The 22,113-nt window shown below is 74.0% G+C and carries 16 protein-coding genes; 7 read left to right on the forward strand and 9 right to left on the reverse strand.

From position 1 onward, the window contains the following. Positions 1-53: 53 nt before the first annotated feature. The gene (locus tag VIW71_RS07615; protein ID WP_331621241.1) at positions 54-2,369 is read right to left on the reverse strand and encodes a molybdopterin-dependent oxidoreductase; all 2,316 of its coding nucleotides are present in this window, start codon (positions 2,367-2,369) and stop codon (positions 54-56) included. A 574-nt stretch (positions 2,370-2,943) separates the two neighbouring features. Between VIW71_RS07615 and hmgA the strand changes: the two genes are divergently transcribed. From hmgA to VIW71_RS07630, 3 genes are read left to right on the forward strand one after another with little or no spacing between them, the layout of a single operon-like run. After that, positions 2,944-4,350: a homogentisate 1,2-dioxygenase gene (hmgA, locus tag VIW71_RS07620; RefSeq protein WP_414720687.1), complete on the forward strand. Its 1,407-nt coding sequence runs from the start codon at positions 2,944-2,946 to the stop codon at positions 4,348-4,350. Continuing rightward, entirely contained in the window at positions 4,347-5,093 is a 747-nt protein-coding gene (locus tag VIW71_RS07625) for a GntR family transcriptional regulator (RefSeq protein ID WP_331621243.1), read from the forward strand. Before hmgA ends, VIW71_RS07625 begins: the two co-directional genes overlap by 4 nt. A gap of 14 nt (positions 5,094-5,107) precedes the next feature. Continuing rightward, positions 5,108-6,367, forward strand: coding sequence for a type ISP restriction/modification enzyme (locus VIW71_RS07630; protein ID WP_331621244.1), 1,260 nt, complete (start codon positions 5,108-5,110; stop codon positions 6,365-6,367). Positions 6,368-6,564: 197 nt separating this feature from the next. Here VIW71_RS07630 and VIW71_RS07635 read toward each other — a convergent pair whose 3' ends face one another. Continuing rightward, on the reverse strand, positions 6,565-6,828 hold the full coding sequence (locus tag VIW71_RS07635) for a hypothetical protein (protein WP_331621245.1): 264 nt from the start codon (positions 6,826-6,828) through the stop codon (positions 6,565-6,567). A 167-nt stretch (positions 6,829-6,995) separates the two neighbouring features. Then, entirely contained in the window at positions 6,996-7,790 is a 795-nt protein-coding gene (locus VIW71_RS07640; RefSeq protein ID WP_331621246.1) for an SGNH/GDSL hydrolase family protein, read from the reverse strand. A gap of 567 nt (positions 7,791-8,357) precedes the next feature. Here VIW71_RS07640 and VIW71_RS07645 point away from each other — a divergent pair. After that, positions 8,358-9,422 (forward strand): DUF5925 domain-containing protein, encoded by a 1,065-nt coding sequence (locus VIW71_RS07645; protein WP_414720690.1) that lies wholly within the window; start codon positions 8,358-8,360, stop codon positions 9,420-9,422. Positions 9,423-9,912: 490 nt separating this feature from the next. Here the strand turns inward: VIW71_RS07645 and VIW71_RS07650 are convergent, their stop codons facing one another. The 6 genes from VIW71_RS07650 to VIW71_RS07675 all read right to left on the reverse strand — a co-directional run bounded on the left by VIW71_RS07650 (position 9,913) and on the right by VIW71_RS07675 (position 19,169). Next, positions 9,913-10,299 carry a GntR family transcriptional regulator gene (locus VIW71_RS07650; RefSeq protein ID WP_331621248.1) on the reverse strand — a complete coding sequence of 129 codons (387 nt, stop codon included), beginning with the start codon at positions 10,297-10,299 and terminating at the stop codon, positions 9,913-9,915. Next, complete coding sequence (locus VIW71_RS07655) at positions 10,296-11,537, reverse strand: methyltransferase domain-containing protein (protein ID WP_331621249.1); 1,242 nt, start codon at positions 11,535-11,537, stop codon at positions 10,296-10,298. The genes VIW71_RS07650 and VIW71_RS07655 overlap by 4 nt, the downstream gene beginning before the upstream one ends. 46 nt (positions 11,538-11,583) lie before the next feature. Then, positions 11,584-13,176, reverse strand: coding sequence for a carboxyl transferase domain-containing protein (locus tag VIW71_RS07660; protein ID WP_331621250.1), 1,593 nt, complete (start codon positions 13,174-13,176; stop codon positions 11,584-11,586). A gap of 332 nt (positions 13,177-13,508) precedes the next feature. After that, positions 13,509-14,369: an esterase/lipase family protein gene (locus VIW71_RS07665; RefSeq protein ID WP_331621251.1), complete on the reverse strand. Its 861-nt coding sequence runs from the start codon at positions 14,367-14,369 to the stop codon at positions 13,509-13,511. 193 nt (positions 14,370-14,562) lie between these two features. Then, positions 14,563-15,612, reverse strand: coding sequence for a DNA polymerase Y family protein (locus VIW71_RS07670; protein ID WP_331621252.1), 1,050 nt, complete (start codon positions 15,610-15,612; stop codon positions 14,563-14,565). Continuing rightward, the gene (locus tag VIW71_RS07675) at positions 15,609-19,169 is read right to left on the reverse strand and encodes a DNA polymerase III subunit alpha (protein ID WP_331621279.1); all 3,561 of its coding nucleotides are present in this window, start codon (positions 19,167-19,169) and stop codon (positions 15,609-15,611) included. The genes VIW71_RS07670 and VIW71_RS07675 overlap by 4 nt, the downstream gene beginning before the upstream one ends. A gap of 221 nt (positions 19,170-19,390) precedes the next feature. Here VIW71_RS07675 and VIW71_RS07680 point away from each other — a divergent pair, with 221 nt between their 5' ends. The 3 genes from VIW71_RS07680 to VIW71_RS07690 all read left to right on the forward strand — a co-directional run bounded on the left by VIW71_RS07680 (position 19,391) and on the right by VIW71_RS07690 (position 22,107). Beyond that, on the forward strand, positions 19,391-19,966 hold the full coding sequence (locus VIW71_RS07680; protein WP_331621253.1) for a 2'-5' RNA ligase family protein: 576 nt from the start codon (positions 19,391-19,393) through the stop codon (positions 19,964-19,966). Between the two features lie 198 nt (positions 19,967-20,164). Then, entirely contained in the window at positions 20,165-20,629 is a 465-nt protein-coding gene (locus VIW71_RS07685; protein WP_331621280.1) for a PPOX class F420-dependent oxidoreductase, read from the forward strand. Positions 20,630-20,817: 188 nt separating this feature from the next. Then, positions 20,818-22,107, forward strand: a complete 1,290-nt coding sequence (locus tag VIW71_RS07690) for a winged helix DNA-binding domain-containing protein (protein WP_331621254.1) — start codon at positions 20,818-20,820, stop codon at positions 22,105-22,107. Positions 22,108-22,113 lie beyond the last annotated feature (6 nt).

Here is a 22,113-nt window from a genome sequence, read left to right on the forward strand (position 1 = left end):
CCCCACGAGTTCCGTGGGCTCCTCCCCGGGGAGTCCGTCCCTTCAGGTTCCGACTATGCGGGTCCGGTCCCCACCTCCGCGGCCTCCACCTGTATCGGGAAGCCGTTGAGCACCGCGGTCCCGGACAGCGGTTCCAGCCGCGTACCGTCCAGCAACTGGTTGACGTTCACCCCCGGCTCCCGGGCGGCGGCCGTCAGCCGGGTGCCGTCGCGGTCGTGGCCCCAGCCGTGCGGCAGGCAGACCACCCCGCGGCGCAGCGCGTCCGTGATCTCGACCACGGCCGTGATCTCGCCGCCGTCGCCCTTGATCCGGGCGAGCGCTCCCTCGGCCAGGCCGAGCCGGGCGGCGTCCTCGGGATGGAGCTGCGCGGTGCAGCGGTTGCTGCCGCCGGTGAGAACCGGCAGGTTGTGCATCCAGCTGTTGTTGGACCGCAGATGGCGGCGGCCGACGAGGACGAGGGCTGAGCCGTCCGGTCCGGAGGCCACGGCGGCCCGCAACCGGGCCACGTCGGCGACGAGCGGCGCGGCGGCCAGCTCCACGGTGCCCGACGGGGTGCGCAGCACCTCGCGTATCCGCGGGCGCAGCGGTCCCAGGTCGATGCCGTGCGGATGCTCCAGCACCCTGGCCAGGGTGAGACCGCCGGGGTCCGCGCCGAAGCCGTCACCGTACGGACCCAGGCGCAGGTGCAGGTCGAGGCGGCGCTCGTACCCGGTGCGCCCGGTGAGCGCGGCGGCCAGTTCGGCGACGTCGCGGCCGTGGACGGGCGAGCAGGGGTCGGCGGTCTCCCGGCCGAGCCTGTGCTGAATCGCCTGGCCGTCCACGAGGGCGGGGTCGGCGTCGGGGCCGCCCTGGCCGAGGACGGCGAGGATCAGCCGGGCGAGGATCTCGGGTTCGTCCAGGCGGCCGTCCTCCAGCGGCACGGCGGGCGGGCTGTAGCGGACGGTGTTGCGTACCGCGAGGGTGTTGAAGGCGAAGTCGTAGTGCGCGCTCTGCGCGGGCGGAGGCGGCGGCAGTACGACATGGGCGTGGCGCGAGGTCTCGTTGAGATACGGGTCCACGCTGACCATGAAGTCCAGGCCGGCCAGAGCGCGGTCCAGACGCAGTCCGTCGGGGGCGGAGAGCACGGGGTTGCCCGCGACGACGATCAGGGCGCGCAGCCGGCCCTCCCCCGGAGTGTCGATCTCCTCGGCGAGCGCGGCGGTGGGCAGTTCGCCCTTGACCTCGGGGTGGCCGGAGACCCGGCTGTGCCAGCGGCCGGTGGTGAAGCCCTTGCCGGGACTCGGCGGCCGGGGCGCCCGGGCGGTGGCGGAGAGCGGGAAGAGCGCGCCACCGGGCCGGTCCAGGTTGCCGGTGAGCGCGTTGAGCACGTCCACCAGCCAGCTCGCCAGGGTGCCGAACTCCACTGCCGTGCTGCCGAGCCGCCCGTACACCACCGCCCGTTCCGCGGCGGCGAGTTCGCGGGCCAGCGTACGGATGACGTCGGCGGACACGTCGCAGTACGCGGCGACCGCCTCGGGCGCGAAGTCGGCGGCCAGGGCCCGTACGTCCTCGACCCCGCTGAGGTACGCGCCCGGTTCGCCCGGGTCTGCCAGGTCCTCCGCGAACAGCACGTGCACCATGGCCAGCAGCAGGGCCGCGTCGGTGCCGGGCCGGGGCGCCACGTGCAGGTCGGCGGCGCGCGCGGTCCTTGTACGGGTCGGGTCGATGACCACCAGACGGCCGCCGCGGCGGCGCAGCGCCCTGAGCCTGCCGGGGAAGTCCGCGACGGTGGCCAGACTGCCGTTGGACACCAGGGGGTTGGCGCCGATCAGCAGGAGGTGGTCGGTGCGGTCCAGGTCGGGCACCGGGATCGCGTTCGGGTCGCCGAACAGGTAGCCGCAGGAGACGTGCTTGGGCATCTGGTCCAGGGTGCTGGCGGTGAACAGGCCGCGGGTGCGCAGCGCGCCGACCAACTGCGCCGGGTAGAGCCCGCCGGCCACCGTGTGTACGTTGGGGTTGCCCAGCATGACGCCGACCGCCTCGCCGCCGTACGCACCCGTCACCGCGCCCAGACCCTCGGCGACCGCGGCGAACGCCTCCTCCCACGTGGCCTCGGTCAGCCGGCCCTCACGCCGTGTCAACGGCCGCCGCAGCCGGTCGGGATCGGCGTCCAGCGCCCCGAACGAGGCGCCCTTGGGGCAGATGAACCCCCCGCTGAACACGTCGTCGCGGTCGCCGCGGGCGTGCGTGACGCGTCCCTCGTCGATGGTGAGGGTGAGACCGCAGGTGGCCTCGCACAGCGGGCAGATGCGCAGGGCGGTGCGCGGTGCGGTGCCGGGTGCGGTGCGCGGCGGCGTGCTCGGTGCGGTGCTCGGTGGGGTGCGGGTCATCGGTGACTCCCTGGACGGCGGCAGCGGTGGCGCGCGTTCGTCCCCGAACATTACCGAGCGCCACCGACAACGGCATGACCCGCGAGTACCGACGACGGCTCCCCTGCGTGTGTTCGGCTCATTCGCGACGGGGGGAGGCTCGTTCGGGGCGGGCGGCCGGATCCGCCGACGCCCGGCTCACGGGGCCGGGCTCCCGGCGCCGTTCGGACCCGGCACCCGCTTCGGCCGGCACCTCCCGGCACCTCCCGGCACAGGCGCGGATGGGCTGCCGGCTCGGCGATGACCAGCGGGTCGCCCGACCGCGGGTCGGGGGTCGGCGGTCGGGCTCGCGGCCTTCCAGGACGTCCGGCCGGCCTCCGCCCAGCTCACCACCGTGGTGGTGGTGAGCTGGGCGCACACGTCGGCGCGGGGATCGTGCGCTGATCGCCGCGGGAGGCCGCGGGCGCCGGCGGCGGCGATTCCCGCAGGTGAGACCCCGTGCGCGGGTCCCACACAGACGTGTCCGCCACGGGCGGGCGTCTCGCGGACGAGTTTTCCACAGGCGGGAGCCAAGGGAGTTGCCGCACTGATTCCTATGGTTCAGCATAGGAATCAGGGACGACGACATCACCGGGAGCACGCCATGAACCTCACCGAAAGGGCCGACCCCAGCGGAAGCGGCGGCGGCAAGGACAGCCAGAACAGCCTGGACAGCAAAGACATCGCCTACTCGCCGGGCTTCGGCAACGAGCACAGCAGCGAGGCCGTGACCGGCGCGCTCCCGGTGGGGCGCAACTCACCACAGCGCGCGCCCTACGGGTTGTACGCGGAACAGCTGAGCGGCACCGCCTTCACCGAACCGCGGGCCCGCAACCGGCGCAGTTGGCTCTACCGCATCCGGCCGTCCGCCGCCCATCCGCCCTTCCACCGCATTCCGAACGGCACCCTGAGCAGCGCCCCCTTCCGCGAGGTCGAGCCGGACCCCAATCGGCTGCGCTGGGGTCCGCTCCCGGTGCCCGACGGGGCGACGGACTTCGTGCAGGGCCTGGTCACCGTCGGGGGCAACGGGGACGTGCTGCGCCGCGAGGGCATCGGCGTCCACTGGTACGCGGCCAACCGCTCGATGGACACCCGCGTGTTCTCCTCCTCCGACGGCGAGTTCCTGATCGTCCCGCAGGAGGGCGCCCTGCTGCTGCGGACCGAACTGGGGCTGCTGCGCGCCGAACCCGGGCATGTCGCGCTCGTCCCGCGCGGCATCCGCTTCCGGGTGGAGCTGCTGGAGACCACCGCCCGCGGCTACGTGTGCGAGAACTACGGGCAGCCCTTCCAGCTCCCCGACCTCGGCCCGATCGGCGCCAACGGCCTCGCCAACGCACGGGACTTCCTCGCCCCGGTCGCCTCGTTCGAGGACCGCGACGAGGACACCGAGGTGGTCAACAAGTTCGGCGGCAACCTCTGGGCGGCGGTCTACGACCACTCGCCGCTCGACGTGGTCGCCTGGCACGGCAACCACGTCCCGTACGTCTACGACCTGCGCCGCTTCAACGTGCTGGGGTCGACCAGCTACGACCATCCGGACCCGTCGATCTTCACGGTGCTGACCTCGCCGTCCGACACCCCCGGGCTCGCGGGCGCCGACTTCGTGGTCTTCGCACCGCGCTGGCTGGTCGGCGAGGACACCTTCCGGCCGCCGTACTTCCACCGCAATGTGATGTCCGAGTTCATGGGCCTCATCGAAGGCGCCTACGACGCGAAGGCCGAGGGCTTCGTCCCCGGCGGTGCGTCGTTGCACAACATGATGTCCGCGCACGGCCCGGACCGGGCGACATTCGACAGGGCGAGCGGTGCCGAACTGATACCGCAGAAGGTGGCGGACGGGCTGGCCTTCATGTTCGAGACCCGCTGGCCGGTCGTGCTGACCGAGTCGGCGCTGCGCGCGGGTCACCGGCAGGAGGCCTACGACCGGGTCTGGGAGGGGCTTGAGAGAAACTTCCGACCGTGACCTCCTTCGCCCCGGACTCCCTGGTCCTCAACAGCAAGCTGCCGCTGTGGTACCAGGTCTCGCAGTCGCTGCGCGCCTCGATACTGAGCCGGCACCCGGACGCGCCGCTGCGGCTGCCCACCGAGGACGGCCTGGCTGCCCACTACGGGGTGAGCGTGCTGACCATGCGGCAGGCGCTCAAGGAACTGGAGGACGAGGGGCTGATCACCCGGCACCGCAGGCGGGGCACGTTCATCGAGCCGACGGCGCTGCGCGGCACGCCGGTCAAGCTGCTCGGTTCGGTGGACGCGATCGTGGCCCAGCAGTCCGGCGGCCGTACCGCGGTGTTCCAGCACGGGCCCGCGCCCCTGCCGCCGGAGGCTGCCGAGCACTTCCCCGACCTCACCGAGGCGGTCGCCTACCGGCGGCTGCGCTGCGACGAGGCAGGCGAGCCGACCAACTGGGCGGAGAACTTCGTCCGGCCCGAACTGGCAGCCCGGATCGACCTCGCCGACCTGGAGCGGTGGCCGATGACCAAGGTGCTGCGGGACGTGCTGGGGGTCCGGATCAGCCGGATCACCGACACCGTGGAGGCACGGCTGGCCGCACCCGAGACGGCCCGGCTGCTCCAGGTGCCGTTGCTCAGCCCGATCCTGCACTACACCGGGGTGACCTACGACGACACGGGGCGGGCGGTGGACGTGGTGCGCATCCACTACCGGGGGGACCGGTTCTCCTTCTCGGTGACGATGGAGGCGCCCTGACCGGCCTCAGTAGCATGCGTGCGGTGAGCGATGAGGCGCCTCTGCTGGACGATCTGATGCCCTGGTCCGTGCGCCCGCTGCGGATCGGCCGCGGGTGGCCGATGGCCCCGGACCCGGCCTGCCTGCGGGCGCGCTGGGCGCTGCTCACCGGGGCGCCCGACGCCACGGCCCGGGCCGCGCTGCTGCACCCGACGCGTGCCCGCGGCCCGTACACGCCGGTCGCCCAGTTGCCGGGCCACCGCACCCCGACCACCGCGCTGGCCCGGGAGGACGGCCCCTGCCCGGAGCCTGTGCGGGTGCGGCACGGGGAGTTCGACCAGCAGTGGCTGATCCCCGACCACCGGCTGATCGACACGGCCCGGCCCGAGCTGTGGCGGGTCGCCGACGACCGGCAGGTGTTCACGGTGGAGCCGGCGTACCCATCGGAGGTGCCGGGTCCGGCGGTGGTGTTCTCGGCGCTGCTGCCGGACGGACGGACGGCGGCAGGGAAGCCGTCCCGGATCCGGCCGCTGTTCCGGCAGCCCGGCGGCCTGGAACCGAACCTGGCGCCGGGCCTGACACGGTGGCTGTCCGTGCGGCTGGGGGTCCGGGTCGAGGCGGAGGACGTCCTGGCGTGGGTGGCCGCCGCGGCGCGGCAGTCGCCCGCGGGCTGCCTCGTGCCGCTGACCGGCGATGTCGAGGTGTGGCGGGACGGGCTTGCGCTGGGACGCAGGGCGCTGTGGCTGCACACCCGGGGTGCCAGGTTCGCCGATCCGCAGGCCGGCCGGGACCCGGACCGGCTGCGGCTGCCCGGCGGGAGCCGCCCGTATGTGCGGGCGCCGCTGCCGGCCGCGCCACTGCCCGGGGAGTCGGCGTACGACCCCGAGGAGCGGGTGCTGCGGATCGGCGCGGGCCATGTCTCGCCGGTGTCCCCGGGCGCGTGGGACCTCACCGCGGGCGGGGTGCGGGTGCTGGAGGCGTGGTACGAGCGGCGTACGGCGCCGGGCGAGCGGGGAACGCTGGAGGCGCTGTGCCCCGCCGGGTGGACCCGGACCACGACCTCGGAGCTGCTGGAGCTGATCAGCGTGCTGACACTGCTGGCCGAGCTGGGCGAGGAGCAGGGCGACTTCGCCGAACGGCTGGCGGGGAGGGCTGCGAACGGGGGCGGCGGGGCCCTCGGGGCCGGGGAGCTGCGGGCGGCCGGGATTCTGCCCGTGCCGGCGGCCAGGCGCCGGCCTGCCTCCGTACTGGGGCATCACGAGGAGGGCCCGGACGGGCAGTTCGCGCTGCTGTGACCCGCGCGGGGGTGGGAAACGGGCCGCCGGGGAGAGGGAAGGCGGCCACGGCGGCGCACACCGAGACGCCGCACGAGGGCAGCGCTGAGCCGGGACGGTGTGGCCGCCGTACGGTCCGGGTGCCGAGCCGGGCCCGGGAGGCGTGGTGGGACGGTGCCGGGGCTGTTGCGGGAGGCGGCTGAGCGGGAGGTGGTGGGTCAGCCGTGGTTCCCGAACAGGGATCTGCGCAGCCGTCGCAGCGGGGCGAAGAGCGAGACGCGGGCACCCCGGTTGGTCTTGGTGTGCACGGTGTTGCGCGAGGTGATCTCCCGCATCAGCACGGTCGCTTCCTCGGTGTCGCGCTGCGGCACCGCTGGCCCGGCCAGGATCGCCAGGTGCCGGTCCAGGCGCGCACTGGACGCACTTGTACCGGAGTTGATGGCAGGCACTCTGGGCCTGCTGGGCATCGCTATCTGTTCCATGAACTCTCCCCACCCTGACGAGGGCACCCGGCTCGGGCAGATTAACCCTATCGCCCCGCCACGTCACGTGCGCGTCCCCGGCCCGATCCTGACGCCGGATTCACCTTCCCCTCAGGGCTGTTGACGTTTCCGTGGGTTTTCCCCGGCTGTTCGAACCGTGCCCGGGGTCAGGTGGCGGCGCTGAACGGCGGGAGGTAGCCGCCCGACTGGCCCGATGCGGTGGGGTGGTAGGACTCGCCGACCGGAAGGGTCAGGCTGTGCAGCCATGGCAAGCCCGAGCACAGTTCGTGTCCGGTGAAGCCGCCGCGTACGTCGGCGAAGGTGAAGCCGTGGTCGGCGGCGCCCTTGGCGATGACGCCGTCCAGGTCGTCGGCGGCGGCGTTGACGGCCCGGCGCGAGGCGTCGGTCAGGCCGATCAGGCAGTCACCGGGCACCTGGTAGAAGTGCGGGTAACCCAGGACGACGACATGGGCCCGGGGGCCCTTGGCGCGGATCGCGTCGTAGGTGGCGTCGAGCAGCCCCAACAGGTTGTCGTCGACGAAGGCGCGCGCCTCGGCGACCCGGCTCAGACAGGTGCTCTCGGAGTGGAGCACGCAGGTCGTCATGACGTCGGCGAACCCGGCATCGTTGCCGCCGATGCTGATGCTGATCAGGCCGGTGGACGCATTGACAGGCCCCAGTTGGCCGTTGACGACGTCCGACGTCCTGGCGCCGGAACAGGCGGTGAAGGCGAACGAGGAGGGAGCGTGGGCCGCGGCCCACAGGGCGGGGTACGCCCTGGTGCTGCGTTTGCAGTCGCCGCTGGCGCTGTCGTAGCTGCCGGCCCCGAGGCCGGAGGAGTAGGAGTCGCCGAGCGCCACATAGCCGGGGCCGGCGGAGTGGGCGGGGCCGATGCCCGTCACGGCCGGCACGGACGTGAGGATCAGCGCGGACAGCACTGACACAACGCGGGACATTCTCATGAAACCTCCCCGAGCAGGGTCGCCGCCACGTCCGTCGTGCCGGTCGGTGACGACCGGGGGAAGTGTCATGCGCATGGATTGATGGACTGTCAGCAGGCAGCTGGGACGGACTGCTGGGTCCCGGGAAAGTCATTTCCATGCCGACTCACGGCAAATCAACCCTTTCAGGTGGAATCGCCGGGCGTCATCAGGGGAAGGGGGCAACTCGCCGCCTCCCGCGCGGAAAAGCACTGGGCGAATCGGCCCCGGTGCCGGATCATGGGCCGCATGTCCGCGACCCCCCGCGCACCGAGGAGGCAAGTGCCGCCCACCGGACCCGGTAAGCCCGGCACGGCCGACACGTCCGGCAAGGCCGTCCCGCCCTCCGGGGCCGCCGCCGAGGCCGAGGCGGCCGAGGCCGACCGGCCCGGCAAGGCCGCTGCCGGCCGAGCGGGCAGGAAGGGAAAGACGAGCAAGGCAGGCAAGGCTCCCTCGTCCGCCGGCGCCGGCAAGAAAGCCGCCAAGAAGCCCGCGGTCAGGGCCGCCGACGGGCAGGCCGTCGCACCGGCCGCCGCTCCCCACCACGCCCTGCCCATCCACCTGCGCCTGGACGACAGCGACTCGCCGTCCGACGTCGTGGACGCACTGTTCCTGGGCCGGTTCACCTCGGGCGCGCAGCCGTACTCCCGCGGCACCTCGCTGGACAGCGTCAAGTCCGGCCTCACGCTGCTGCCGCCCGGCGCCGCCGTGCTGCGCCAGGCCCGGGACAAGGACCGCAGCGCCACCCTCGCCGAGGGCGACGGCTGGACCATCCTCGTCTCCCGCTGGAACCGCGGCGCCGACGTCACCGTGGCCGCGGTCAGCGACGAACTCGCCGAACGGGTGCTGAAGTCGTCGGTGGAGGACGCCGAGGACGAGCCGGAGCCGCAACCCGACAACGTCACCATGGGCTTCTGGTACGTCTCACCGCACCGCGGACCGCACCGCACCACCCGGCAGATCTCCGCCGCCACCTGGGAGGAGCTGCGCGGCAACTACACCGCGCCGGTCGCCGACGCCATGGACGGCCTGATGAAGCTCACCGCGGACGACATCACCGGGCGCCTGCTGCTCCTGCACGGCCCGCCCGGCACCGGCAAGACCTCGGCGCTGCGCACCCTGGCCCGCACCTGGCGGGACTGGTGCCAGGTCGACTGCGTGCTCGACCCCGAACGGCTCTTCAGCGACGTGGGCTATCTGATGTCCATCGCCATCGGCGAGGACGACGGCTCTTCGGGCGGGCGCTGGCGGCTGCTGCTCCTGGAGGACTGCGACGAGCTGATCCGCGGTCAGGCCAAGCACCAGACCGGGCAGGCGCTCTCCCGGCTGCTCAACCTCACCGACGGCCTGCTCGGCCAGGGCCGCAACGTGCTGGTCGGCATCACCACCAACGAGGACCTGGAACGCCTCCACCCGGCGGTCGTCCGCCCCGGCCGCTGCCTGGCCCGTATCGAGGTCGGCCCGCTCACCCGGGAGGAGTCGGTCAACTGGCTCGGCACCACCCGGGGCATCGGCCGCGAGGGCGCCACCCTCGCGGAGCTGTACGCGCTGCGCCGCGGCACCGCGGCGCCGCGGCCCGTCCCGGCACAGGCCGCGGACGGCCTCTACCTCTGACGCCGCCGGTCCGCCTCGGCAGAAGGACTGCAAGCCGGCGGAAGCAGGCCTACCGGGCCGGGGTGCCGGGGTCGCCGCCAGGCCGGGGGGAGGGCGGAGGCGCCGCGTCGCCAGGCGTCCAGGACGACCGCGCCGGGCCGGTCCTCCAGGAAGACCGTGGCGTCGGCGCCGAGGGCGATGCCAGCGATCGTGACGTCACGGGGCTCCCGCCCGCCGCTCGCACGGGTACGCGACCTGCGGACGGTTGCCGCACGTCCGGCCGTACCACCAGGGCTCCGGCCCGGAGGACAGGCCCGAACGCCGGACGGGTCCTAGCCGTGACCTAACCCCGTACTTCGCACGTCGCCGAAAAGGTTCGCCGCAGCAGCCTCCCGGCGTCCGATCTCGACCAGGCCGGATCGGGACGGTTATCACCGTTACGGTTCCGATCGGCGAGCGATCAGCAACGACCACCTGATCTTCACGATCGGGTGACCTGCGAAGTACGGGCCTAGCCGGGCAGGCCATGGTCGCCGTAGGCGACGCGCAGTGCCTCCTCCACCGCGGCGCGTGCCGCGTCCCGGTCCAGGCCGAGACGGCGGGTGCGCTGCACGTAGGCAGCCGCGGCGGCGGCCACTTCGCGGGAGCGGGCGTCCCCGGCCGCGACGTACGTGCCGTGCCGGCCCCGGGTCTCGATCACACCGTCCGCCTCCAGGGCGCGGTACGCCTTGGCGACGGTGTTCACCGCGAGCCCCAGCTGCTCGGCGAGGCCGCGCACGGTGGGCAGCTTGTAGCCGACCGGAAGCCGGCCCGCACGGACCTCCTCCGCGATCTGCCCGCGCACCTGCTCGTACGGTGCGGTGGCCGCGTCCGCGTCGATGGCGATCATCAGGCTCATATGCGCGATCCTGGCACAGCGGAGGGTGACAGCGGCACAGCGCGGTGCGGACCGGCCGGATCGTAGGCGATGCCGTCCCCCTTCTCGTGCAGGTGGAGCAGGAAAGGCAGGCCGGCGCGGTAGGCGTCCAGGCCCGCGCGGCAGTAGGCGACCATATCGTCGGGCAGCGCGTCCAGCGGGTACCAGCCCAGTTCGGAGCATTTGCCGGGCTCGCGGTTGACCGGTTCGCGAGCGCTGTCGTGGCGAGCCGCGAAGAACCAGCCGATCCGGGCTCGTCCGTCCGGCGCCCGGTGCTGCATCACCAGGGCGGCTTCCAGCTCGTCCGGTGCCAGCTCGACGCCGATCTCCTCGTGCGCCTCGCGGATCATGCCGCTCCTGACGTCCTCGCCGTCCTCCAGATGCCCGGAAGGCGCGTGGAGCAGCCCGTCCGCGTAACCGGTGCCGGCCCGGCGGGCGAGCAGCACCTCGTCGTCGCGCAGCAGGATCAGGTGGACGTCCACGATCTCCGCGTGCCGCTGTGGCGCGGGGGCGGCGGGCCGGACCACCGCCACGTACCGCTCGTCCTCGACCTGGCGGCCCCACAACGCCGCTTCGTGGCCGAGCTGTTCGATGTGGACGGCCCCGCCGAGCGGCACGGCCAGTTCGACGAGGGTGTGCGCGCCGACACCGACCGGACCGACCGTGCCCCACCGCCCCTCGATGAGGACGAGCCTGCCGCCCGGCCTCAGCAATCGTGCCCACCGAAGCAGTGCCGCCCCCGGATCGGGCAAGGTCCACAGCACGTGGCGGACGAGCACGGCGTCGAATGCGCCTGCCGCGGCCGGTGGCCGCGCAGCGTCGCCGACGACCACCCGCGCACCGGTGCCGACCAGCTTCTCCCGGGCCAGCTCGACCATCCGCGCCGACCGGTCGACCGCGGTGACCCGATGCCCGTCCCGCGCCGCGAGCAGCGCCAGACTCCCGGTGCCGCAGCCGAGGTCCAGCACGTCGGACGGCTCCGCGGGCAGCCAGGACCGCAACCGTACGGCCCACGCCTCGCGGACCCGCGGGTCACGCAGGCCGTGGTCGGGCTCGTCGTCGAACCGCTCGGCCGCCGCGTCCCAGAACTCCCGGTCGCCGGACTGCGCGTCGGCCCGCTCCCGGTCGTGGGACGCCCGGTCGCCGGACTGCCGGTCGCCGGACTGTCCGCCGTGGAACCGCTGGCCGTCCGGCTGCCGGTCGTCACTCTCAGTGTTCATGGCAGTAGCCTGCCACCCGCCACTGACAATCGGGCCTCCCCGCCGGTCAGACCTCGCCCAGCCTGCGATAACGCGCTCGGCGAGCGGCAGTTCGCTGGTCCGGGTCGAGGGTGCGCAGGCCCGCGAGTTCGGCGCCGATCACGGAGGCGAGCCGGGCGAGGAAGGGCTCCGGGTCGTCGGCGGCGTCCGGGTGTTCGGGGACGATCGCGTCCACGATGCCGTGGGAGAGCAGCGCGGCGGAGCCGACGCCCTGCTGTTCGGCGAGTTCGGCGGCGCGCTCGGTGGTGCGGTAGAGGATGGCGGAGGCGCCTTCCGGCGGCAGCGGGGAGAGCCAGGCGTGCCGCGCCGCGAGCACCCGGTCGGCGGGGAGCAGGGCAAGCGCGCCGCCGCCCGCGCCCTGACCGAGGATCAGGCAGAGCGTGGGCGCGGGCAGGGTGACCAGGTCGGCCAGGCTGCGGGCGATCTCCGCGGCCAGCCCGCCCTCTTCCGCCGCCCGGGACAGCGCGGCGCCCGCGGTGTCGATGACCGTGAGCAGCGGCAGGCCGAGTTCGGCGGCGATCCGCATGCCCCGCCTGGCCTCCCGCAGTCCGGCGGGTCCCAGCGGCGCGGGACCGGCTTCCGCCGGACGCCGGTCGTGCCCGAGCACGACGCACGGCGAGGGCCCGAACCGGGCCAGGGCGAGCAGCAGTCCGGGATCGCGCTCGCCCGCGCCCGTACCGCTGAGCGGGGTGACGGCGGTCGCGTGCCGCAGCAGGTCGTGCAGCCCCGGCCGTTCGGTACGGCGGCTGCGGCGGATCGAGTCGGCGGTGGTGGCGGCCGCGGAGTCCGCTCCGGTACCAGCACGAGCCGCGGAGTCCGCTCCGGTACCGGCAGAAGCGGTGGGAGCCGCGGAGTCGGCGGCCGCCTCGACGGCCGCCCCCCCGTACCGCGGCTCGCCCGAACCCCCTGCACCCTGCTCACCGCACAGGACGTCGAGCGCCGCGGCGGTGACCTCGGCCAGCCCGGCGGCGGGCAGGACCGTGTCGATCAAGCCGTGGGAGTGCAGGTTTTCCGCCGTCTGCACGCCGGACGGGAATTCCTCGCCGTAGAGCGCCTGGTGGATCCGGGGACCGAGGAAGCCGATGAGCGCACCGGGTTCGGCCGAGGTGACATGACCCAGGGAACCCCAGGAGGCGAGGACGCCGCCGGTCGTGGGGTGCCGCAGGTGGACGAAGTAGGGCAGGCCCGCGGCCTTGTGGTCGGCGATGGCCGCGGTGACCTTGACCATCTGCAGGAAGGCGATGGTGCCTTCCTGCATCCGGGTTCCGCCGGAGGCGGGGGTGGCGAGCAGCGGCAGCCGTTCCCGGGTGGCGCGCTCGACCGCGGTGACCAGCCGGGTACCCGCCGCGACGCCGATGGACCCGCCGAGGAACCCGAACTCCCCCGCCACCAGCGCCACCCGGCGGCCCCTGATCCGCCCCTCTCCGGTGATCACCGACTCGTCGAGGCCGGTACGTTCCCTGGCCGCGAGCAGGTCGGCGCGGTAGTCGGGCGGTTCGGGGAGCGCGGTCAGCGGCTCGTCCCAGCCGTGCCAGCTGCCGGGGTCCACGACGGCCTCGATGATCTGGCGGGCGGTGGGCCGGCGGCCGGTCTCAGTCATGCCGTCACCTTCGCACGGAGCGTTGCCCTGGGGTGACGCGGGGCCCGGCGGCCGGGCGGGCGTGTCCACGAGAAGCCGCTCGGCCAGGACGGCAGCGCCGCCCGGCCGAGCGGCTTCTCCCCGCCTCCGGCCCACCGCGGAGCCGGGGAGAAGCCCGCCTCGATGCGCTCCAGTGCCGCGTCAGCCAGGGTGCGCCCCGTCGCGACGCCCGGCACAGCACCTCGCGGCGTTTCCGCACCGGCTGATCAGGCCCACGACGAGGCCGATCCGGCGCCTTGCGACGCACCGCACCGGACGCCGCTCCCTGACGGGCACACCCTGACCGACGCGCTCTAGCTGAACGCCGACAGGCAGGTGGTCGCCGTGGCGTGCGCCGGGTCGAGCGCGTTGGCCGCTTCGTGGAACGCGATGCGGTCGATCGTGCCGATGGCGACGTGCGCGGAGACGTCGACCGGGCACAGGTTCTGGAGCAGCACGTTGCGGACGTCCGGGCCGGACAGGGCCTGGGACGTATACGGCGTGACGACCTCGTCGTAGACGGTCGAGATCACCGTGTAGTGCACGCCGGGCACGGTGTCGCCGCCCGCGTTGAGCTTCTGGATGAAGTCCGATCCGGCCACCTGGTCGGTCAGCCCGGGGGTGTGGTCGTTGAGGTAGGCCTCGGCGCCCGGGAAGTACGGGAGCAGCTTGGTGAGTCCGAGGAGGGTGGTGCCGTGGCTGTCGGGGGCCAGCCCGACGAGGGTGTTCACCTTGGCCGCACCGCCGAGGAACTTCAGGTAGTAGCGCGGCATCATGCCGCCCTGGGAGTGGCCGACCATGTCCACCTTGGTGGCGTGGGTGGCGGCGAGCACCTGGTTGGTGAAGTCGGAGAGCTGCTGGGCGGAGTCGGCGATCGGACCGAGGCCGCCGAACAGCGTCTCGCCCGGCAGCATGCCGTAGTCGAGGGAGAAGACGCAGTACCCGCGCTCCACCAAGTAGGGGGCGAGGACGAGCCAGTTGTCGATGCGGTTGCCGAAGGTGCCGTGCACGAGGACGACAGGACGCGGGTGCTGGGCCGAGGGACGGCAGGAGAAGTCGTTCCAGCCGCTGGTCGGCGCGGTGTCGGCGGTCGCGGCGGCGGTCGCGGTGGGGAGCACGGCCATCGCGGTGGCCAGGGAGAACGCGGCCAGGAGCCGTCGCCAGCGCAGCTTCATGTGATCTCCTCGCAAGTCGGGAAGTGGACGCACGTACCCGCCCTGTGATCCGGATCACCGATGCTGGGCTCATGACAAGTTACGCACGAGTAGGAACACCTGACTAGTTACGGACGGGTAAAAAATACGCGACCCCCCGTGCACGGCCTGTGCACTGCGCCGCGTCCGGCCGTTCCGGGCGGCGCCCGATGTACTACGCCACGTCCGACAGGGTGGCGGGCCGAATCGCGTGGGGTCCGAACGTGGCGCGGGCCCGGTCGGCGACCGCCTCGATCCGGCGGGCCCGGTCGTCGGCGGGGTCGAAGGCGAGCTGCCGGAAGGCGAGTTCGGCGGGGATCAGCCCCTCTGCCCGCAGCACGACCGCGCGGACCCGGGCCCGTTGCAGGCCGAGCGAGGCGTGCAGCCGGTAGGCGAGCGCGGTCAGCGCCGGGCTGTGAGCGGTGGGTTCGGCCAGGGCACGGGTCCGCGCCGTCGTGGAGCGGTCGGCGTAGTGGACGGTCAGGGTGAGGGCGCCGGCCGCCTGGTGGCCGGTACGCAGCCGGGCGCCGATCTCCTCGGTGAGGGCGAGCAGGGCGCGGCGGTGCCGTACGGGGTCCAGTTCGTCGCGGCCGAAGCTGTGTTCCGCGGCCAGGGTACGGGCCGGGGCGTTCGGCGTGACGCGGACCGGGTCCACTCCCCTGGCCTGCTGGTACAGCCGGTGTCCCGCACTCGCGCCGACGATCCGCTGCAAGGTGCCGAGCGGGGTGGCGGCGATCCGGCCGATGGTGACCAGGCCGTAGGTGGCCAGGGTCTTCGCGGTGGCCGGCCCGACGCCGGACAGCGCGGCGGACGGCAGCGGGCCGAGGAAGGCGGCGACGGCCGAGGGGTCGCCGGGGACGACCCGGACCGCGCCGAGCGGCGCCTCCCGCGAGGCCAGCCGGGCGAGCAGCGGGTTGGCGGCGATCCCGATCGCGCAGTCCGCGCCGCACTGGGCGAGGGCGCGGACCCGTAGCAACAGGGCCAGCCCGGCGGCGTCCCGGCCGAAGTACCGCAGGCTGCCCCGTACGTCGGCGAGCGCGGCATCGGGTGGCAGCGCCTCCACGACCGGGGTGAACCCGGAGAGCAGCCCGAGCAGTCGCTCATAGGCGTCCGCCCCGAGCGTGGCGCCGGAGGACAGGCGGAAACGCACATGAAGCACATGCGGCACGGGCGGCGCCTCCGGTACGGGCAGCCCGTCCGATGCCTGCGGCGAGCGACCGGTCATCCCGCGCTCCCGGGGCTGGAATGCCACAGCTTGCGGCCGGTGGCGGCGGCGTCCCCCGCGGGCCGCAGGTCGGCCCAGGGGTGGAGCTCATAGCCGGTGGGGAGGTGGATACGGCGGTCGTCCGCGGGGTGGCCGGAACCGTCCGCGAGGTCCCCGCGGGCCTCCCCGGGGTGCTCGGCGCCCTCCCCGGATTCCGGCGGACCGCTTCCCGCCCGCTCCGCGAGCCGTTCCGCGACCGCCTCGAGCCCACCGGTCCGCCGCAGTTCGGCGAGCTCGGCGAGGTTCCACGCGGCGGCGCCGACCACGCTGAGGCTCTGCGGTCCGCGCCGCTGCACCACACCCCGGACCAGCAGCAGGAACGAGTGGAAGACCGTATACGCGCAACGCTCGAGGCCGGAGGTGCCTCCCGGGCCGCCGGCCCCGGGGGGAGCGTCGAAGAACGCGCAGTCCACCAGGCCCGTGCCGTCGTCCAGGGTGGTGAAGATGGCCCGGCGGCCGGAGCGGATCGGCGGGGTCTGGGTGGCGCCCTTGGCCCCGGCGACCAGCACGGTCTGGCCGTGCCGCACCCCGCGCAGGGCCTTCGCGGAGACCACGCCCAGCTCGGCCAGGAAGGAGTGGTGATCCCGCATCAGGTGACGGGAGGCGTCCATGCCGAGGACGCCCAGCTCGGCGCCGAGTCGTTCGCCGGCGTCCATGTCGGGCAGGCCGGCGGGCGCGGCGCGGCCGTCCTGCCCGCCCAGCGGAAGCTGGCCCTCGTGCGCGCCCCTGGCTCGGCCCTGCCGGTGGAGTTCGGCGATCTGGAGCAGCAGGTCGCGGCGGTTGGCGCCGAAGGAGTCCAGTGCGCCCACCTGGGCGAGCCGTTCGGCGACCGGGCGGCCGGGCCGGGCCCGCTGCCACAGGTCCTGCAGCGAGGAGTAGGGCCGCCCGGCCACCAGTCGGCCGCCCTCGGCCTCACTGATGCCGTGCACGTCCGCCAGCCCGAGCCGCAACCCCCAAACGCCGGACACCAGTTCGATTCGATAATCCGTATCCGACCGGTTCACGTCCAGTGGCAGCACCGGCACCCCGCGCCGCCTGGCGTCCGCGAGCAGCAGCCGCTTAGGGTACATCCCCGGGTCGTGGGTGAGCACGCCGGCGTAGAAGGCCGCCGAGCGGTGCGCCTTGAGCCAGGCCGACTGGTAGGTGGGTACGGCGAAGGCGACGGCGTGCGCCTTGCAGAAGCCGTAACTGCCGAAGGCGCTGAGGATCTCCCAGGTGCGCCGGATCACCTCGGGCGGGTAGCCGCGGGCGCGCGCGCCGGCGCCGAACCAGGCCATCACCTGCCCCTGGCGGTCCGGGTCGGACAGCGCCCGGCGCTGCTCGTCCGCCTCCGCCAGGCCGCATCCGGTCATGACGTCCAGGATTCTGATCACCTGTTCGTGGAAGACCACCACCCCGTAGGTCTCGCGCAGCACGTCGTCCAGGTCCGGGTGCGGGGACTTCATCGGGGCGCGCCCGTGGCGGGCCTCGATGAAGGGGCGGACCATGTCGGCGGCGACCGGTCCCGGCCGGAACAGCGAGATGTCCACCACCAGGTCGTGGAAGGTGGCGGGCTGCAGCCGTCCCACCAGGTCGCGCTGGCCGGGGGACTCGATCTGGAAGCAGCCGAGGGTCTCGGCGGAGCGGATCAGTTCGTACGTCGCCGGGTCGCCGGGCGGCAGGTGGGCGGGGTCGTCGAGGTCCAGGCGCTCACCGGTGGCGCGTTCGATCTCGGTGACCGCGTGGGCCATCGCGGACTGCATCCGTACGCCCAGGACGTCGAGTTTGAGCAGTCCCAGGTCCTCCACGTCCTCCTTGTCGAACTGCGACATGGGGAAGCCCTCGCCGCTGGTCGGCATGACGGGGGTGCGGTCCAGCAGGGTCGCGTCGGAGAGCAGTACGCCGCACGGGTGCATGGCGACGCCGCGCGGCAGGCCGTCCAGCGCCTCGACCAGTTCCCACAGCCGGCCGTGGTCCTCGCCGGACACCGCGCGCAGTTCGGGGAGTTCGGCGAGGGCGGCGCGGGCGTCCCTGGCCCGGATGTGCGGGAAGGACTTGGCCAGCCGGTCCACCTCCACCGGGTCCATGCCGAGGGCGGCGCCCACGTCCCGGACGGCGTGCCGGACCCGGTAGGTCTCGGGCATGGCCACGGTGGCGACCCGCTCGGCGCCGAACCGGTCGAAGATCGCCCGGTAGATGTCGATCCGGCGGGCGGACTCCACGTCGATGTCGATGTCGGGCAGTTCCTTGCGGTGGACGGAGAGGAACCGCTCCATGAGCAGGCCGTGTTCGAGGGGGTCGGCGGTCGCGATGCCCAGCAGGTGGTTGACGAGCGAGCCGGTCCCGGAGCCGCGGGCGGCCACCCGTACACCCATCGCCTTCACGTCGTCCACGACCTGGCCGACGGTGAGGAAGTACGGCGCGAAGCGAAGCCGGCGGATGACGTCCAGTTCCGCTTCGAGGCGCCGCCAGTAGCGGGGCTTGCGGTGGTAGCCCTCGCGGACCAGTCCGGCGGCGCAGCGGGAGTACAGGACGCGGTCGGCGGTACGGGCGGCGCCGCCGACGAGTTCCGGTTCCGGGAAGTGCGGGCGACCGATGCCCAGGTCGTCCCCGGGGTCCACCGCGCAGGCCGCGGCGGTCTCCTCGGTCGCGCGCAGCAGCCGGTGCGCGCCGGCCCGCCCCTGCCCGGCGGCCTCGGCGATCCGCTCGGCGATCCTGGCCATCTCGGCGGCGCCCTTGAGCCAGCGCTCGCCGCTGTCCAGCAGTTCGGGCTCGCGGGCGTCGAGGGGGACCAGGCGGCGGGCGGCGTCCAGGATGTCGGCGACCTCGCTCCGGTCGGGGTCGGGGTAGCGCACGGCGTTGCTGAGCACCGCGGTGACGCCCTGCTCGGCGGCGAAACCGACGGTACGGGCGGCCAGCCGCAGCGCACCGGGCCCGGTGCCGTTGCGGTGGTGGCAGACGGCCTCCAGCCGCAGCGCGTCGCCGTAGACCTCCCGCCAGGGCGCGATGAGCCGGGCGGCCCGGTCGGGACGTCCCGCCGACAGCGCGCGGCCGACCTCGGAGTCCGGTCCGAGCAGTACGTACAGGCCGCCGGTCGCCAGGTCGTCCCAGCCCAGTCGGGGCCGGGGGCCGTCCGGCGCGGGGCGCGCGCCCTCCGTCGCGCGGTGGGCGGCGGAGATCATCCGGCACAGGGTGGCCCAGCCGGTCCGGTTCCGGGCGAGGAAGACGGCGCGGGGCGCGCTCTCGTCGATGAAGGCGCCGCCGCGTACGGGGGTACGCCGCCGGGCCGCGCGTTCCCCGGAGCCCGGCGGCGTACCCCCGGGCACTGCGAGGTCCGCGCCGAAGACCGGCCGCACGCCCGCCCGCTCGCACGCCTTGGCGAAGCGCACCACGCCGGCCACGGTGTCCCGGTCGGTCAGCGCCAGTGCGTCCAGGCCGCGCTCCGCCGCCCGTGCCGCCAGGTGTTCCGCGTGCCCGGCCCCGTACCGCAGGGAGAATCCGGATACGGCATGGAGGTGTGTGAAGCCGCCACCGCCCATCCGTGCCTCCCGCTGTCCGGTCACCCGGTCCGACCGTGTCCCCCTCTCCCCTCCCTCCACCATAGACCAGCTTCGAACATTCGTACGACCTTGATTGGATCTCTTCCACGTCCGGGACCTGCGCGAATACCGGCGTGCCGGACTCGCGGGGCGTGGCGGGAGGGGCGCGGACAGTAGTAACCGGTGGCGGCGGGGGCGGCCCGGCGGGGACCAGACGGGACATGACCGATGGGGAGGCGGCGCGCTGGGCGCCGGACGAGACAGTCCTGCTGATCGCGGTGCCGGAGGCGGAGCCGCTGATGGGCGGGACACGGGAGCGGTACGGCCCGGAGGCGGAGGACGGCATACCCGCGCATGTGACCGTGCTCTACCCCTTCCTGCCGGCCGGGCGGATCGACGCGGGGGTGCTGGCGGACCTGCGGGACCTGTTCGCCGGGCATGAGCCGTTCGGGCTGACCTTCACCGGCTTCGGCCGGTTCCCGGAGGTGCTGTGGCCGGCGCCGGAGCCGGACGGGCCGGTGCGGGCGCTCACCGCGGCGGTCACGGCCCGGTGGCCGGAAGCCCCGCCGTACGGGGGTGCGTACGACGATCCGGTGCCGCATCTGACCGTCGCGCACAAGCAGCCGGAGGCGACGTACGCGGCGGTGGAACGCGAGTTCGCCCCGGGCCTACCGCTGCGGGCCGGTGTCACCGAGGTGCGGCTCATGGTCCGCGAGGGCGTCCGCTGGCACCACCGGGCGAGCTTTCCGCTCCGCGGGGGCGGCGGCCGCAACGGGGTCGGTCCGGCGCGACCCTGATGGCGATCGCGCCGGCGGAGCCTGACGCCTTACCCGTTCGGGTGATCGTGCGGAGGGTACGGAACATCGGCCGCGCGACCCGCGTTCGATCAAATGAGCGGGCCCGCAGCCGACCCGTGGAGCAGCAGCCGTACCACAGGACCGCACCCGTATCAGCACCGCAGCCGCACCCGCACCGCCGATCCCACCGGAGTGATCATGAGCCAGCCGCCCGCCGCCGGCCCCCTGCTCGACCTGCTGAAGGGACGTGGAAACGGGGTGCTCGTCACCTTGAAGAAGGACGGCCGGCCGCAGCTCTCCAACGTGTCGTTCACCTATGACGAGCCGACCAGGACCATCCGCATATCGGCGACCGACGACCGCGCCAAGACCCGCAATCTGCGCAGGGACCCGCGGGCGAGCTTCTACGTCACCACACCCGACCTCGGCGCGTACCTGGTCGCCGAGGGTGACGCGGAGCTCTCCCCGGTGGCCGCCGAGCCGCACGACGCGACGGTCGAGGAGCTGATCGAGGTCTACCGGGCGATCCTGGGCGAGCACCCGGACTGGGACGAGTACCGGGCGGCGATGGTCGCCGACCGCCGGCTGGTCATCCGGCTGCGCGCGGACCGGGCGTACGGCTGGGGCCGCACCCAGGGCGGCACGAGCGGCCCGCTGGGCTGACGGCGGCCACCGCACCGACGGCCGCCGCACAGCCACCCGCCGCACCGACGGCCGTCATCCGTAGGCCCGCCTGCCCGGGTGCCGCGGTCGGACCTGGGCGATCCCACGCGGGGCTCCCCACCGCCGGGTGAGCCGGCGGCCAGTCCGTCGGGGGGCGCGGACAGGTTCTGACCGCATGGGCTCCTACCGTGGTCGCCACGACGACTCCGCGCGAAGGCGCCGTGCTCGACCGGCGCACCCTCAACCGCTCCCTGCTCCGGCGCCAGTTCCTGCTGCGCCGCGCCGAGGTCACCGCGGCCGAGGCGATCGAGCACCTCGTCGGCCTCCAGGCGCAGGTGCCGCAGGACCCCTACACCGGGCTCTGGTCGCGGGTGGCGGGCTTCGCACCCGGCGAGCTGTCCGGGCTGCTGGCCCGGCGCGAGGCGGTCCGGATCGGCTTGATGCGGTGGACGATCCACCTGGTCACCACCCGGGACTGCCTGGCGCTGCGTCCGGTGATGCAGCAGGCGATCGAGCAGCGGCTGCGCGGCAACTTCCGCCAGGCGCTGGCCGGTCTCGACCTGGACGATGTGGCTCGCGCCGCCCGCCCGCTGCTGGACGAGGAGCCGATGACCACCAGCCGGCTCGGCGAACGCCTCCGCGAGCGCTGGCCCGACCGCGACCGGCTCGCCCTGGGCGTCGCGGCGGCCGCCCGCCTCCCGCTGGTCCAGCCGCCGCCGCGCGGCCTGTGGCGTACCCCGGGCGCGGCCCGCCACGTCCCGGCCGCCAGCTGGCTCGCCGACCACCCCGAGGCGGCCCGGCTCGGCGACCGCCCCGCGCCCGCCGCCGCCGACGACGCCACAGACGCAGCAGACGCAGCAGACGCAGCGGCAGAAAAGGCGGCCGCCGCCCAGGGCGCCGCCGTACACCGCTACCTCACCGCCTTCGGCCCCGCCTCCGCCGCCGACATCGCCGTGTGGTCCGGGCTCACCGGAGTCCGTACGATCATCGGCCGGCTCCGTGGACGCCTCGTCTCCTACCGCGACGAGCGCGGCACCGAGCTGTACGACGTCCCGGGCGCGCCCTTCCCCGACCCGGACGTACCGGCGCCCCCGCGCTTCCTGCCGCAGTACGACAACGCGCTGCTCTCGCACGACGACCGCGCGCGGGTGTTCCGTACCGACGAGGACCGCGCCCGGGTGCTGTACAGCGGGCGCGAGCGGCGCGGTACATACCTGGTGGACGGTTTCCTGCACGGCACGTGGCGGTTCGACGAACGGCGCGACCGCGCGACGCTGACGGTGGAACCGTACGAGCCCTTCCGGCGCGCGAGGGGTCACGACGAGGCCGGGGAGGTCGAGGAGGAGGCCGCGCGACTGCTGCGGTTCCTGGCCGAGGCCCCGGCGGGGGAGCCGGCACGGACCGGCGCCCCCACCGTGCTGGGTACGGTGGGGGCGCCGGAGCCGATGGTGCTGGCCGTCATGCGGACCGGCCGGTGACGACCG

Source organism: Streptomyces sp., assembly GCF_036524955.1.
Lineage (GTDB): Bacteria > Actinomycetota > Actinomycetes > Streptomycetales > Streptomycetaceae > Actinacidiphila.

Excerpts from the sequence above, each read along its gene's own strand:
- VIW71_RS07685 (WP_331621280.1), top strand. The coding sequence starts at position 20,165 with ATGAGCCAGCCGCCCGCCGCCGGCCCCCTGCTCGACCTGCTGAAGGGA.
- VIW71_RS07670 (WP_331621252.1), bottom strand. The coding sequence starts at position 15,612 with ATGACCGGTCGCTCGCCGCAGGCATCGGACGGGCTGCCCGTACCGGAG.
- VIW71_RS07655 (WP_331621249.1), bottom strand. The coding sequence starts at position 11,537 with ATGAACACTGAGAGTGACGACCGGCAGCCGGACGGCCAGCGGTTCCAC.
- VIW71_RS07635 (WP_331621245.1), bottom strand. The coding sequence starts at position 6,828 with ATGGAACAGATAGCGATGCCCAGCAGGCCCAGAGTGCCTGCCATCAAC.
- VIW71_RS07615 (WP_331621241.1), bottom strand. The coding sequence starts at position 2,369 with ATGACCCGCACCCCACCGAGCACCGCACCGAGCACGCCGCCGCGCACC.
- VIW71_RS07650 (WP_331621248.1), bottom strand. The coding sequence starts at position 10,299 with ATGAGCCTGATGATCGCCATCGACGCGGACGCGGCCACCGCACCGTAC.
- VIW71_RS07675 (WP_331621279.1), bottom strand. The coding sequence starts at position 19,169 with ATGGGCGGTGGCGGCTTCACACACCTCCATGCCGTATCCGGATTCTCC.
- VIW71_RS07630 (WP_331621244.1), top strand. The coding sequence starts at position 5,108 with ATGCGTGCGGTGAGCGATGAGGCGCCTCTGCTGGACGATCTGATGCCC.
- VIW71_RS07660 (WP_331621250.1), bottom strand. The coding sequence starts at position 13,176 with ATGACTGAGACCGGCCGCCGGCCCACCGCCCGCCAGATCATCGAGGCC.
- VIW71_RS07640 (WP_331621246.1), bottom strand. The coding sequence starts at position 7,790 with ATGAGAATGTCCCGCGTTGTGTCAGTGCTGTCCGCGCTGATCCTCACG.
- hmgA (WP_414720687.1), top strand. The coding sequence starts at position 2,944 with ATGGTTCAGCATAGGAATCAGGGACGACGACATCACCGGGAGCACGCC.
- VIW71_RS07665 (WP_331621251.1), bottom strand. The coding sequence starts at position 14,369 with ATGAAGCTGCGCTGGCGACGGCTCCTGGCCGCGTTCTCCCTGGCCACC.
- VIW71_RS07680 (WP_331621253.1), top strand. The coding sequence starts at position 19,391 with ATGACCGATGGGGAGGCGGCGCGCTGGGCGCCGGACGAGACAGTCCTG.